The 14,403-nt window shown below is 52.6% G+C and carries 13 protein-coding genes; 8 read left to right on the top strand and 5 right to left on the bottom strand.

Translation table 11 applies throughout. The features are described from left to right. Positions 1-17 precede the first annotated feature (17 nt). The 7 genes from tdcB (at position 18) to ACLJRH_RS10525 (ending at position 10,379) form a co-directional block, all read left to right on the top strand. Entirely contained in the window at positions 18-1,007 is a 990-nt protein-coding gene (gene tdcB, locus ACLJRH_RS10555; protein WP_000548368.1) for a bifunctional threonine ammonia-lyase/L-serine ammonia-lyase TdcB, read from the top strand. Between the two features lie 20 nt (positions 1,008-1,027). Then, entirely contained in the window at positions 1,028-2,359 is a 1,332-nt protein-coding gene (tdcC, locus tag ACLJRH_RS10550; protein WP_000108129.1) for a threonine/serine transporter TdcC, read from the top strand. A gap of 66 nt (positions 2,360-2,425) precedes the next feature. Then, entirely contained in the window at positions 2,426-3,634 is a 1,209-nt protein-coding gene (gene tdcD / locus ACLJRH_RS10545) for a propionate kinase (protein WP_001527989.1), read from the top strand. 33 nt (positions 3,635-3,667) lie between these two features. Next, positions 3,668-5,962, top strand: coding sequence for a formate C-acetyltransferase (gene pflB / locus ACLJRH_RS10540; RefSeq protein ID WP_000867314.1), 2,295 nt, complete (start codon positions 3,668-3,670; stop codon positions 5,960-5,962). Between the two features lie 69 nt (positions 5,963-6,031). After that, positions 6,032-7,396 (top strand): L-serine ammonia-lyase, encoded by a 1,365-nt coding sequence (tdcG, locus tag ACLJRH_RS10535; RefSeq protein WP_000622086.1) that lies wholly within the window; start codon positions 6,032-6,034, stop codon positions 7,394-7,396. Between the two features lie 315 nt (positions 7,397-7,711). Continuing rightward, positions 7,712-9,043, top strand: coding sequence for an amino acid permease (locus ACLJRH_RS10530; protein WP_000443189.1), 1,332 nt, complete (start codon positions 7,712-7,714; stop codon positions 9,041-9,043). A gap of 25 nt (positions 9,044-9,068) precedes the next feature. Continuing rightward, positions 9,069-10,379, top strand: a complete 1,311-nt coding sequence (locus tag ACLJRH_RS10525) for a serine dehydratase subunit alpha family protein (RefSeq protein ID WP_023137409.1) — start codon at positions 9,069-9,071, stop codon at positions 10,377-10,379. A gap of 112 nt (positions 10,380-10,491) precedes the next feature. Here the strand turns inward: ACLJRH_RS10525 and ACLJRH_RS10520 are convergent, their stop codons facing one another. Together ACLJRH_RS10520 and ACLJRH_RS10515 are read right to left on the bottom strand one after the other, a co-directional pair. Beyond that, the gene (locus tag ACLJRH_RS10520) at positions 10,492-10,656 is read right to left on the bottom strand and encodes a hypothetical protein (protein WP_000039326.1); all 165 of its coding nucleotides are present in this window, start codon (positions 10,654-10,656) and stop codon (positions 10,492-10,494) included. A 23-nt stretch (positions 10,657-10,679) separates the two neighbouring features. After that, positions 10,680-11,381 (bottom strand): pirin family protein, encoded by a 702-nt coding sequence (locus ACLJRH_RS10515; protein ID WP_000633549.1) that lies wholly within the window; start codon positions 11,379-11,381, stop codon positions 10,680-10,682. A gap of 104 nt (positions 11,382-11,485) precedes the next feature. Here ACLJRH_RS10515 and yhaJ point away from each other — a divergent pair, with 104 nt between their 5' ends. Further along, positions 11,486-12,382 carry a DNA-binding transcriptional regulator YhaJ gene (gene yhaJ / locus ACLJRH_RS10510; RefSeq protein WP_001041026.1) on the top strand — a complete coding sequence of 299 codons (897 nt, stop codon included), beginning with the start codon at positions 11,486-11,488 and terminating at the stop codon, positions 12,380-12,382. 38 nt (positions 12,383-12,420) lie between these two features. On the opposite strand, the gene ACLJRH_RS10505 is transcribed toward yhaJ, so the two are convergent. From ACLJRH_RS10505 to ACLJRH_RS10495, 3 genes are all read right to left on the bottom strand, one after another. Continuing rightward, positions 12,421-12,786: a DUF805 domain-containing protein gene (locus ACLJRH_RS10505; protein ID WP_000384139.1), complete on the bottom strand. Its 366-nt coding sequence runs from the start codon at positions 12,784-12,786 to the stop codon at positions 12,421-12,423. Positions 12,787-12,909: 123 nt separating this feature from the next. Beyond that, positions 12,910-13,896 (bottom strand): glutathione S-transferase family protein, encoded by a 987-nt coding sequence (locus ACLJRH_RS10500; protein WP_023137408.1) that lies wholly within the window; start codon positions 13,894-13,896, stop codon positions 12,910-12,912. Positions 13,897-13,962: 66 nt separating this feature from the next. After that, positions 13,963-14,355: a DoxX family protein gene (locus ACLJRH_RS10495; RefSeq protein ID WP_001592732.1), complete on the bottom strand. Its 393-nt coding sequence runs from the start codon at positions 14,353-14,355 to the stop codon at positions 13,963-13,965. Positions 14,356-14,403 lie beyond the last annotated feature (48 nt).

The following is a 14,403-nucleotide window of genomic DNA, read 5'->3' as shown; positions in this document are numbered from 1 at the left end:
CAGGTTAAGAGGTTATAATGCACATTACATACGATCTCCCGGTTGCAATTGAAGATATCCTCGAAGCGAAAAAAAGACTGGCGGGGAAGATATATAAAACAGGAATGCCTCGCTCTAACTATTTTAGTGAACGTTGCAAAGGCGAAATATTTCTCAAGTTTGAAAATATGCAGCGTACGGGTTCATTTAAAATTCGTGGCGCTTTTAACAAACTTAGCTCGTTAACGGAGGCGGAAAAACGTAAAGGCGTCGTGGCCTGTTCCGCAGGTAATCATGCACAGGGCGTTTCTCTTTCTTGCGCAATGCTGGGTATTGACGGCAAAGTCGTGATGCCGAAGGGCGCGCCAAAGTCAAAAGTGGCGGCCACCTGTGATTATTCGGCGGAAGTGGTGCTCCACGGTGACAACTTCAATGACACCATTGCTAAGGTGAGTGAAATTGTCGAAACCGAAGGCCGCATTTTTATTCCGCCTTACGACGATCCAAAAGTCATTGCCGGACAGGGCACTATTGGTCTGGAAATTATGGAAGATCTGTACGATGTCGATAATGTTATCGTGCCTATTGGCGGCGGCGGTTTAATTGCAGGTATTGCCATTGCGATTAAATCGATTAACCCGACCATTAAAGTTATCGGCGTACAGGCCGAAAATGTTCACGGTATGGCGGCGTCTTATTACGCTGGCGAAATAACCACGCACCGAACGACCGGCACCCTGGCGGATGGTTGTGATGTCTCCCGCCCGGGTAATTTAACCTATGAAATTGTTCGTGAATTAGTCGATGACATTGTTCTGGTTAGCGAAGATGAAATTCGTAACAGCATGATCGCTTTAATTCAGCGCAATAAGGTTATAACTGAAGGCGCTGGCGCTCTGGCCTGCGCCGCACTATTAAGCGGGAAATTAGATAGCCATATTCAGAACAGAAAAACGGTCAGTATTATTTCTGGCGGCAATATCGATCTTTCTCGTGTATCACAAATTACGGGTTTAGTTGACGCTTAATCTTTTCGTGAGGATAGGATATGAGTACTACTGATAGCATTGTATCCAGCCAGGCAAAACAGTCGTCATGGCGTAAATCGGACACGACGTGGACGCTGGGTTTATTTGGTACCGCCATTGGCGCCGGGGTGCTGTTTTTCCCTATCCGCGCCGGGTTTGGCGGGCTTATCCCCATTCTGCTGATGCTGGTTTTAGCTTACCCCATTGCGTTCTATTGTCACCGGGCGCTGGCGCGTCTGTGTTTATCCGGATCTAATCCGTCCGGCAATATTACGGAAACGGTCGAAGAGCACTTTGGTAAAACGGGCGGGGTAGTTATCACGTTCCTTTACTTCTTTGCGATTTGTCCGCTGCTGTGGATTTATGGCGTCACCATTACTAACACGTTCATGACGTTTTGGGAAAACCAGTTGCAGATGCCAGCGTTGAATCGCGGTTTCGTGGCGCTGTTCTTGCTGCTGCTGATGGCCTTTGTGATCTGGTTTGGTAAAGATCTGATGGTTAAGGTGATGAGTTACCTGGTATGGCCGTTTATCGCCAGTCTGGTGCTAATCTCATTATCGCTGATTCCTTACTGGAACTCGGCGGTTATCGATCAGGTTGATCTCAGTAATATCGCGCTGACCGGGCATGATGGCATACTGGTTACGGTGTGGCTGGGCATCTCTATCATGGTGTTCTCCTTTAACTTTTCGCCCATCGTCTCTTCCTTCGTGGTGTCTAAGCGTGAAGAGTATGAGAAAGAGTTTGGTCGCGAATTTACCGAGCGGAAATGTTCACAGATCATCTCGCGCGCCAGTATGCTGATGGTCGCCGTGGTGATGTTCTTCGCCTTTAGCTGCCTGTTTACGCTCTCTCCACAGAACATGGCGGATGCGAAAGCGCAGAACATTCCGGTACTTTCCTACCTGGCCAACCATTTCGCCTCTTTGTCGGGGACAAAATCCACTTTTGCAACGGTGCTGGAGTATGGCGCGTCTATCATCGCGCTGGTTGCTATTTTCAAATCTTTCTTCGGCCACTACCTGGGGACGCTGGAAGGGCTGAACGGCCTGGTGCTGAAATTCGGTTATAAAGGCGATAAAACCAAAGTCTCTATGGGCAAGCTTAATACCATCAGCATGATCTTCATTATGGGGTCTACCTGGGTCGTAGCTTACGCAAACCCGAACATTCTGGACCTGATTGAAGCGATGGGCGCGCCGATTATCGCCTCGCTGTTATGCCTGCTGCCGATGTACGCCATTCGTAAAGCGCCGTCGCTGGCGAAGTACCGTGGTCGTCTGGATAACGTGTTCGTCACCCTGATTGGTCTGCTGACCATCCTGAATATTGTCTACAAATTGTTCTAATCCTCACGTTTAGCCTGCGTTCCACCCCAGGGCGCGGACGCAGGCTGACATCGACGGAGGCACTACATGAATGAATTTCCGGTCGTTCTGGTCATTAATTGCGGATCATCTTCTATCAAATTCTCTGTACTGGATGTCGCTACCTGTGATGTTTTAATGGCGGGAATAGCAGATGGAATGAATACTGAAAACGCCTTTTTATCTATTAATGGCGATAAGCCGATACACCTCGCGCACTCTAATTATGAGGACGCGTTAAAAGCCATTGCCTTTGAGCTGGAAAAACGTGATTTAACGGATAGCGTGGCATTAATTGGTCACCGTATCGCGCACGGTGGAGAGCTATTTACGCAGTCCGTCATTATTACCGATGAGATTATCGATAATATTCGTCGGGTATCGCCTTTAGCGCCGCTGCATAATTACGCTAATTTAAGCGGCATTGACGCGGCGCGGCACCTTTTCCCGGCCGTGCGGCAAGTGGCGGTATTTGATACCAGTTTCCACCAGACGCTGGCGCCGGAAGCCTATTTATACGGATTGCCGTGGGAGTATTTTTCCAGTCTGGGTGTGCGTCGCTACGGCTTTCACGGTACGTCGCATCGCTATGTTTCGCGGCGCGCGTATGAACTGCTTGACCTCGATGAAAAAAACTCGGGTCTGATTGTCGCGCATCTGGGCAATGGGGCGTCTATCTGCGCGGTACGCAATGGTCAGAGCGTGGATACCTCAATGGGGATGACGCCGCTTGAGGGGCTGATGATGGGTACTCGCAGCGGCGACGTTGATTTCGGCGCGATGGCGTGGATAGCCAAAGAAACCGGGCAGACGTTGAGCGATCTGGAGCGAGTGGTGAATAAAGAGTCCGGTTTGCTCGGCATCTCCGGGTTGTCATCCGACCTTAGAGTCCTGGAAAAAGCCTGGCACGAAGGACATGAGCGCGCCCGGTTAGCGATAAAAACGTTTGTCCACCGTATCGCCCGTCATATTGCCGGACACGCGGCATCGTTACATCGGTTGGATGGCATTATTTTTACCGGCGGTATTGGTGAAAATTCAGTATTAATTCGCCAGTTGGTAATTGAACATTTGGGCGTACTGGGGCTTACGTTAGATGTTGAAATGAATAAGCAGCCGAATTCTCACGGCGAGCGCATTATTTCCGCTAACCCTTCTCAGGTTATTTGCGCTGTTATTCCCACGAATGAAGAGAAAATGATTGCCCTTGATGCCATTCATTTAGGCAACGTGAAAGCACCAGTGGAATTTGCATAACTTAACGGCTGTTTTGTAGAGAGATTATTTTTCATGAAGGTAAATATCGATACCAGCGATATGCTGTATGCCGAAGCATGGCGTGATTTTAAAGGTACGGACTGGAAAGAAGAAATTAATGTCCGTGATTTTATTCAGCATAACTATACGCCCTATGAGGGGGATGAATCTTTTCTCGCCGACGCGACGCCAGCGACCACGGCGTTGTGGGAAAAGGTGATGGCGGGAATACGTATCGAGAACGCGACCCATGCGCCGGTGGATTTCGATACCAACATCGCGACGACGATTACCGCGCACGATGCGGGATATATTGAAAAAGATCTGGAAAAAATCGTCGGTTTACAAACGGATAAGCCGCTTAAACGCGCTTTGCATCCGTTTGGCGGCGTTAACATGATTAAAAGTTCATTCCACGCTTATGGCCGCGAAATGGACGCCGATTTTGAATATACCTTTACCGACCTGCGGAAAACCCATAATCAGGGCGTATTCGATGTTTACTCGCCGGATATGCTGCGCTGCCGTAAATCCGGCGTATTAACCGGTTTGCCGGATGGTTATGGTCGCGGGCGCATTATTGGCGATTATCGTCGCGTCGCGCTGTATGGCATCCGTTATCTGGTGCGCGAACGCGAGCTGCAATTCGCCGATCTGCAGTCGAATCTGGAGCAGGGACAGAATCTTGAGGCGACGATTCGCCTGCGTGAGGAGTTGGCGGAGCATCGTCGCGCGCTGCTGCAAATGCAGGAGATGGCGGCGAAATACGGCTATGATATCTCCCGCCCGGCGCGGAACGCGCAGGAAGCGGTACAGTGGCTCTACTTCGCTTATCTGGCGGCGGTAAAATCGCAAAATGGCGGTGCAATGTCGCTGGGAAGAACCGCCTCGTTCCTTGATATCTACATTGAGCGCGATTTCAACGCGGGCCTTCTGACAGAGCAGCAGGCGCAGGAACTGATCGACCATTTCATCATGAAGATCCGCATGGTGCGCTTCCTGCGCACGCCGGAATTTGACTCGCTCTTTTCCGGCGATCCGATCTGGGCCACCGAAGTTATTGGCGGGATGGGGCTTGATGGCCGCACGCTGGTGACGAAGAACTCCTTCCGTTATCTGCATACCCTGCACACGATGGGGCCAGCGCCGGAGCCGAACCTGACCATACTGTGGTCAGAAGCGTTGCCGGTGGCATTCAAAAAATATGCTGCGCAGGTCTCCATCGTGACCTCATCTTTGCAGTATGAAAACGACGATTTAATGCGTACCGACTTTAACAGCGACGATTACGCCATCGCTTGTTGCGTCAGCCCGATGGTCATCGGTAAGCAGATGCAGTTCTTCGGCGCGCGCGCCAACCTTGCCAAAACGTTGCTGTACGCTATCAATGGCGGCGTTGACGAGAAACTGAAAATCCAGGTTGGGCCGAAAACCGCGCCGTTAACGGATGAGGTGCTGGATTACGACGCGGTAATGGAGAGCCTCGACCATTTTATGGACTGGCTGGCGGTGCAGTACATTAGCGCGCTGAACATCATTCACTACATGCACGATAAGTACAGCTATGAAGCTTCGCTGATGGCGCTGCACGACCGTGATGTGTATCGGACGATGGCGTGCGGCATCGCCGGACTGTCGGTGGCGGCGGATTCCCTGTCCGCCATCAGGTACGCTCAGGTGAAGCCGATCCGCGACGAAAACGGCCTTGCCATCGACTTCGCTATTGAAGGCGAGTATCCGCAGTACGGCAACAACGATGAGCGCGTGGACAGCATCGCCTGCGACCTGGTGAAACGCTTTATGCAAAAAATTAGTGTGTTGCCGACGTATCGCAATGCGGTGCCGACGCAGTCCATTTTGACCATCACCTCGAACGTCGTGTACGGGCAGAAGACCGGCAATACGCCGGATGGACGCCGCGCCGGAACGCCGTTCGCGCCGGGGGCGAACCCGATGCACGGTCGTGACCGCAAAGGGGCGGTGGCCTCGCTGACGTCGGTGGCGAAACTGCCGTTTACCTACGCCAAAGACGGTATTTCGTACACCTTCTCGATTGTGCCTGCGGCGCTCGGAAAAGAAGATGCGGTGCGGAAAACCAATCTGGTTGGCCTGCTGGACGGCTATTTCCATCATGAAGCACAGGTAGAAGGCGGGCAGCATCTGAACGTCAATGTCATGAACCGTGAAATGTTGCTGGATGCGATTGAACATCCGGAAAACTACCCGAACCTGACGATCCGCGTTTCCGGCTATGCCGTGCGCTTCAATGCGCTGACTCGTGAGCAGCAACAGGACGTTATTTCGCGCACCTTTACTCAGGCGATGTAACGTGAACGGGGCGATCGTGTGGATCGCCCCGCGACGGATCTTCACTGAACGGTAATCTTAGGGGGAGATATGATTAGCGCATTTGATATTTTTAAGATTGGCATTGGACCTTCAAGCTCCCATACCGTAGGGCCAATGAATGCAGGAAAATGTTTTATCGATCGGCTGAACGACAGCGGCGACCTGCCGCGAACGACGCGCATCACGGTTGATCTTTACGGATCGCTATCGCTGACGGGCAAAGGCCACGCGACCGATACCGCCATCATTATGGGCCTGGCGGGCAATACGCCGCAGGATGTCAATATTGATAGCATTCCGGCGTTTATCCAGGAGGTTGCCCGCAGCAGCCGTTTATCGGTGGCGGGTGGCGCGCATGTGGTGGATTTTCCCGTCGCCGACAGTATTCTCTTTCACGCTGAAACCCTGGCGCGCCATGAAAACGGTATGCGAATTACCGCCTGGAACGGACAAACGCCGCTTTTACACAAAACGTATTACTCTATTGGCGGCGGCTTTATTGTCGAAGAGGAACGCTTTGGTCAGTCGCACGACGTAGAAAAGTCGGTGCCGTATGATTTTCATTCCGCCAGCGAACTGCTGACGCTGTGTGAAAGACAGGGGCTCTCGGTTTCCGGTCTGATGATGCAAAATGAACTGGCGTTGCGGAGCAAAGAGCAGATTGACGCTGGCTTTGCCCGCATCTGGCAGGTGATGGCGACCGGAATTGAACGTGGCATGAATACTGAGGGCGTGCTGCCGGGGCCGCTGAACGTTCCACGCCGCGCGGTAGCGTTACGGCGTCTGCTGGTCTCCAGCGATAATCTCTCCCGCGATCCAATGAACGTCATCGACTGGATTAACATGTTCGCCCTGGCCGTGAGCGAAGAGAACGCGGCGGGCGGGCGAGTGGTCACCGCGCCGACCAACGGCGCGTGCGGCATTATTCCTGCGGTGCTGGCCTATTACGACAAATTCCGTCGTCCGGTCAATGCCAACTCTATCGCCCGTTATCTGTTGTCGGCGGGGGCGATTGGCATGCTGTACAAGATGAACGCCTCGATATCCGGCGCGGAAGTGGGGTGTCAGGGCGAGGTTGGCGTCGCGTGTTCGATGGCGGCGGCGGGGCTGACAGAACTGCTGGGCGGTAGCCCGGCGCAGGTCTGTATTGCGGCGGAAATTGCGATGGAGCATAACCTTGGCCTCACCTGTGACCCGGTGGCGGGTCAGGTGCAAATCCCTTGTATTGAACGTAATGCGATTAACGCCGTTAAAGCGGTAAATGCGGCGCGAATGGCGCTACGCCGAACCTCTGAGCCGCGGGTTTCGCTCGATAAAGTGATCGAAACCATGTACGAAACGGGTAAAGACATGAACGACAAATATCGCGAGACGTCGCGCGGCGGTCTGGCGATTAAAGTCGTTTGTGGATAGGCCCGACAGGCGCAGAGTGAGCAGGCTATGGGATAACGCAGAAGACAGAAGCTGAGAAAAGGGCGCACCAATGTGCGCCCTTTTTTGTTGTGATGTGCGTCAAATAGAGAAAATAACAACATTAAACCAATAGTAAATAGAAAAGAATTCTTAACCCACAAGAAATGCAGGTGTTTTATTGGTAAGTTTTTCTCTTATCGTGCGCGTATGATTTTCTTATTACAAGAAAGTACCTGCACCTCACGTTCTGCATATCGCCTTGCTGCGGCACGAAAAATAAAAAAAACCTCTACCTACACATTGAGCGAGAATTTTATGGAATCGGCTAGTAATACCAGCGTAATCCTCGACGCATCAGCCCCGGCGCGTCGGGCAGGGATGACAGAAAGCGAATGGCGTGAAGCCATCAAATTTGATAGTACCGACACCGGTTGGGTCATTATGAGTATCGGGATGGCGATCGGCGCAGGGATCGTTTTTCTTCCTGTCCAGGTTGGCCTGATGGGACTTTGGGTCTTTTTACTCTCTTCTATTATTGGCTATCCGGCCATGTACCTGTTCCAGCGGCTGTTTATTAATACGCTGGCGGAATCCCCGGAATGTAAAGACTACCCCAGCGTGATCAGCGGCTATCTGGGCAAAAACTGGGGTATTTTATTAGGCGCGCTGTACTTTGTAATGCTCGTCATCTGGATGTTCGTCTATTCTACGGCGATTACTAACGACAGCGCCTCTTATCTGCATACTTTCGGCGTAACGGAAGGATTACTTTCCGATAGTCCGTTTTATGGTCTGGTGCTGATCTGCATCCTGGTGGCGATTTCCTCACGCGGTGAAAAATTACTGTTCAAAATTTCCACCGGCATGGTGCTGACCAAGCTACTGGTAGTAGCGGCGCTGGGCGTCTCCATGGTGGGTATGTGGCATCTGTATAACATTGGCGCGCTGCCGCCGATGGCCCTGCTGATTAAAAACGCCATTATTACCCTGCCATTTACGCTGACCTCGATTTTATTTATCCAGACGTTAAGCCCAATGGTGATCTCTTACCGTTCACGCGAAAAATCTATTGAGGTCGCACGTCATAAAGCGTTGCGCGCCATGAATATCGCGTTTGGCGTCTTGTTCGTTACCGTATTTTTCTATGCGGTTTCCTTCACCCTGGCGATGGGGCATGACGAAGCGGTGAAAGCCTACGAGCAGAATATTTCCGCCCTGGCGATCGCCGCGCAGTTTATTAGCGGCGATGGCGCTGGCTGGGTCAAAGTGGTTAGCGTAATTCTGAACATCTTTGCCGTCATGACCGCCTTCTTTGGCGTTTACTTAGGATTCCGCGAAGCGACGCAAGGCATTGTGATGAATATCCTGCGCCGCAAAATGCCCGCCGAGAAGATTAAGGAAAATCTGGTACAGCGCGGCATTATGATTTTCGCTATTTTGCTGGCCTGGAGCGCCATTGTGCTCAACGCGCCGGTACTGAGCTTCACCTCTATTTGTAGCCCTATCTTCGGTATGGTGGGCTGTTTAATTCCGGCATGGTTGGTCTACAAGGTTCCCGCATTGCACAAATATAAAGGCGCTTCGTTGTACCTGATTATTATTACCGGTCTGCTGCTATGCGTTTCTCCGTTCCTGGCATTCTCTTGATATACCTGAGATTAAGGTTGTTGTTATGTTTGAATCTAAAATAAATCCATTGTGGCAAAGTTTTATCCTGGCCGTACAGGAAGAAGTAAAACCGGCGCTGGGGTGTACTGAGCCAATTTCACTGGCGCTGGCGGCAGCGGCGGCGGCGGCTGAACTTGACGGCACAGTTGAACGCATTGACGCGTGGGTTTCGCCTAATCTGATGAAAAATGGTATGGGCGTTACCGTTCCAGGAACGGGAATGGTAGGGCTACCGATCGCCGCGGCGCTTGGCGCGTTGGGCGGTGATGCGAAAGCCGGGTTGGAGGTGTTAAAAGACGCTTCCGCTAAAGCCGTTGCCAATGCAAAAGCGATGCTGGCCGCCGGACATGTCACAGTGATGTTGCAGGAGCCATGTAACGATATCCTGTTTTCACGGGCGAAAGTGTATAGCGGCGATAGCTGGGCATGTGTCACGATCGTCGGCGATCATACAAACATTGTGCGGATAGAAACCGACAAGGGCGTGGTATTTACCCAGGCCGATAATGCGCAGGAAGAAGAAAAAACCTCGCCGCTGGGAGTGCTGTCTCATACCTCGCTGGAAGAGATCCTGGCGTTTGTGAATGCGGTGCCCTTTGACGCTATCCGCTTTATTCTGGATGCGGCCAGGCTAAACGGCGCGTTGTCGCAGGAGGGACTGCGTGGTTCCTGGGGGCTGCATATCGGTTCGACGCTGGCCAAACAGTGCGATCGCGGTCTGCTGGCGAAAGATCTCTCCACGGCGATTTTGATCCGTACCAGCGCGGCGTCAGACGCCAGAATGGGCGGCGCCACGTTGCCCGCGATGAGCAACTCCGGCTCCGGCAACCAGGGGATTACCGCCACGGTGCCAGTCATGGTGGTTGCTGAACATGTCGGTGCCGATGACGAGCGCCTGGCGCGCGCGCTAATGTTATCGCATTTGAGCGCTATCTATATTCACCATCAGCTTCCGCGTTTGTCGGCGCTGTGCGCGGCAACTACGGCGGCGATGGGCGCGGCGGCGGGTATGGCGTGGCTGATAGATGGTCGTTATGACACTATCGCAATGGCTATCAGCAGTATGATCGGCGATGTCAGCGGGATGATTTGCGATGGCGCATCGAATAGCTGTGCGATGAAAGTCTCTACCAGCGCGTCGGCGGCGTGGAAAGCCGTACTGATGGCGTTGGATGATACGGCGGTGACCGGAAACGAAGGGATTGTGGCGCACAATGTCGAACAATCTATTTCGAATTTGTGTTCGCTGGCGTGTCGCTCAATGCAGCAGACAGACAAGCAGATCATCGAGATTATGGCCAGTAAAGCGCATTAATAATAACGCCCCGGCATGACGTCGGGGCAGCGTGTTGCCCGATGGCGCTGCGCTTATCGGGTCTACCTGTTCTAAGCCGGATCGGGCGCTTGCGCCGCCATCCGGCATGATTTCAGGCTGCGGCCTCTTCTTCTGCCAGCCGGGCTTCGGCGTCCGCCACGATGGCTTCCAGTTCGGTTAGCATCTCTTCATAGCCCAGCGGCACAGTGGCGCTCATCGCCTCCTGTACGGCAGGTTTTACCACGGGCTGACGTTTCTTCGCCGATTTTTTGCTCATCTTGCGACTCCTTTTCTGGCTGGCTACACCGGTAAATCTACCAGTAATGCGCGCAGCGGCGTATCGGCAACCAGCGTAATGTTAGGTTCATCACGAATAAATGCGCCATCTCCGCAGGTTAACGCCTCGCGTTCTTCGTTGTGCGTCATCGCGTGGAACGTACCGTGAATCGACTGCAAATAGGCGCGCGGCCCGTGAAGCTGGAAATTAAGCGATTCGCCTTTCTCCAGCGTAATATGATGTACCCAGACCTGTTGGCGCAGTTGTAAGCTGTTTTGCTCACCGTCGGGCGAGGCAAGAAGCTGTTGTTGCGCCGCCAGGAGTGGGATTTTTTGTACCAGCGCGTTTTCCCGTTCAGGACAGGCGTCAAGCCACAGTTGCATTCGGGTTAACGGCTTAACTTTGCTGAGATTATGTTCGCTGTAGCTAATGCCCGGCTGCGCGGCGAGCAGCAACGCTTCGCCCGCTTTAGCCTGTACATGGTTGCCGTCGCTGTCGCGGTATTCCGCTTCGCCGTCCAGAATCAGGTTTAAAATATCCACCTTTGGATAAGTTCGAGGCTGAAAAGAGGCGCCCGGCGCCAGCACTTCCTGGTTCAGTACGCGCAACGACGCGTAGCCCAGCAGTGTAGGGTCGAAATAGTGTCCAAAGGAGAAGGTATAGCGGGCCTGTAGCCATCCGTAGTCTGCTTGTCCACATTGTTTGGCGGTTCGGGTCGTAATCATCGTTATTAACCTCTCTTTACTTCCTTTTATGTTAAGGGGCTGGACGCTGCATTGTTAGCCAGATATTCTGCCCGGTATGTTCAAATTTCCTGAATGAGAACGTTATGGCTAAAGAGAGAGCGCTGACGCTTGAAGCATTGCGTGTGATGGACGCCATTGACCGCCGGGGCAGTTTTGCCGCAGCGGCTGATGAGTTGGGGCGGGTGCCCTCCGCGCTGAGTTACACCATGCAGAAGCTGGAAGAAGAGTTGGACGTTGTACTGTTCGATCGCTCCGGCCATCGTACAAAATTCACCAACGTCGGGCGTATGCTGCTGGAACGCGGGCGGGTATTGCTGGAAGCGGCAGACAAGTTAACGACGGATGCTGAAGCGTTGGCCCGCGGTTGGGAAACGCATCTGACGCTGGTCACTGAAGCTCTGGTACCGACGCCTGCTTTTTTTCCACTGATCGACCGGCTGGCCGCTAAAGCCAATACGCAGCTTTCATTGATTACCGAAGTACTGGCTGGCGCATGGGAGCGGCTTGAGCAGGGACGGGCGGATATCGTTATCGCCCCGGATATGCATTTTCGATCGTCGTCGGAAATTAACTCCCGTAAGTTGTATACGTTAATGAATGTGTATGTCGCCGCGCCTGACCACCCTATTCATCAGGAGCCGGAGCCGCTTTCGGAAGTGACGCGGGTTAAATACCGCGGCGTAGCGGTAGCGGATACCGCGCGCGAGCGGCCGGTATTAACGGTGCAACTGCTGGATAAGCAGCCACGTCTGACGGTAAGCACGATTGAAGATAAACGTCAGGCGCTGCTGGCCGGGCTTGGCGTCGCGACTATGCCATATTCGATGGTGGAACAGGATATTGCCGAAGGGCGGCTACGCGTGGTCAGCCCGGAATCGACCAGCGAAATCGATATTATTATGGCCTGGCGGCGCGACAGTATGGGGGAGGCAAAAGCCTGGTGCCTGCGGGAAATACCTAAGCTATTCGCCGGAAAATAAATAGCGCGCGGCGCTTTAAAAGCGGCGCCGCGCCGCCATCAGGAAAAACGTTTCGGATCGGGGCCGAAGCGGTTGTCGCCCGGCGTACCATTCTGGCAGTTGAACGCGATGATGATAAGCCAGCCGATAATGGGGATAAGTAGCAACAGTAGCCACCATGCGGAGCGGTCAGTGTCATGCAGACGACGGAACTGCACGGCCCACCACGGTAAAAAGATCAGAACGCCGTAAATGGTGGTCAGAACGCCTTCACCCCCGGCGCGTTGCCAGCCAAGCATGGCGTCCAGCAGGCCCAACACAAAGGTAAAGATGATATTGACCAGAATAAACATCCAGTACTCTTTGCGTCGTGCGCGGCCGCCAAATCCCAGATAATTTTTTAAAACCTTTAAATACCAATCCATTTTCGCCTCAATAATGGTTCAATCACTTGTTTTTAAAGTAATCAAACTAAGAATAGCTGCGAATGAAATGTTGGTAAATATTTGTGGTATTTATTAATAAGGCGTCCCGGAGGACGCCTGAAGTTAGCCAAAGCGCACGTCGCGCCCGTGAGGTTCGAGCAGATCCTGCCACGGTCCGATAGAAATGATACCCGTGGGGTTAATCGTTTTATGGCTACGGAAATAGTGGTGACGAATATGGTCCATATTAACGGTTTCAGCAATGCCCGGTATTTGATAGATATCGCGCAGGAAACCGTACAGATTCAGGTAGTCGCTGATTCGGTATTTGTCGCATTTGAAATGAGTCGCGTAAACCGGATCAAAGCGTACCAGGGTCGTCCATAAGCGGATATCCGCCTCGGTCAACTGGTCGCCCGTCAGATAGCGGTGCTGTCCGAGAATCTGCTCCAGGCGCGCCAGCGCAGTAAATACCTTTTCTACCGCTTCATCATACGCTTGCTGGCTGGTGGCGAAGCCTGCTTTATAAACGCCGTTATTAACGTTGTCATAAATCCAGCCGTTTAACTCGTCAATTTTGCTTTGCAGCGCGGGGGGATAGTAATCCCCGGCTTTAGCGCCCAGCCCATCGAAGGCGGAGTTAAACATACGAATGATTTCGGCGGACTCGTTGCTGACGATAGTATGATTTTTTTTATCCCATAAGACCGGCACGGTGACGCGGCCGCTGTAGTGTGGATCGGCGTGCAGATACAACTGGTAGAGAAATTCATGCTGATAGAGGGTATCGCCGGTGGCCGCCGGAAAATTATCATCAAACGTCCAGCCGTTTTCCAGCATCAATGGATTCACGACGGAAACCGGAATAAATGGCTCCAGACCTTTCAGTTTACGGAAAATGAGCGTGCGATGCGCCCAGGGGCAGGCAAGGGAAACGTACAGATGGTAACGATCTTTTTCTGCGGCGAATCCGCCTTCGCCGGAAGGTCCGGGCGCGCCGTCAGCGGTAAGCCAGTTGCGGAAAGCCGACGCTGAACGCTGAAATTTCCCCCCGGAAGATTTGGTGTCATACCAGGTGTCGTGCCAGACGCCATCGATCAGTTGTCCCATGTCTCTCTCCTTCAGATGACAAAAGCGAGGCGCTATTCCCTCGCTTTTTTATTGAGTATAGATTGCTTACCACTTTTTATTCAGCAGACGGTCAAGGCTGAACGCGCCAGGCCCGGTTAACGCCAGTAATAAGAATCCGCCGGCAATGGTCAGGTTTTTCATAAACATCAGCGAGTTTACACCTTCTGCAAAATTGCTATGGAAGATCAATGCCGTCAGCAACGTAAAACCAGCGGTGAAAAGCGCAGTGGTGCGGGTGAGGAACCCCAGCAGAATCGCCAGACCGCCGCCGAACTCAAGCAGTATGGTGAGCGGCAGCAGGAATCCTGGTACGCCCATCGCTTCCATATACTGTTGTGTGCCCGCATAGCCGCTAATTTTTCCCCATCCTGCGGTAATAAACAGAACTGGCATTAAAATACGCGCTATCAGTACACCAACATCTTCTAATTTTTTCATTTTATTCTCCAGGAGGCCGATTCGGCGGCTGCTACTATTTTCATGAGC

The organism is Salmonella sp. SAL04162, assembly GCF_046551535.1.
Classification (GTDB): Bacteria; Pseudomonadota; Gammaproteobacteria; order Enterobacterales; family Enterobacteriaceae; genus Salmonella; species Salmonella enterica.
The sequence above is the reverse complement of the archived record's forward strand: the minus strand, read 5'-3'. Positions and strand labels throughout refer to the sequence as shown.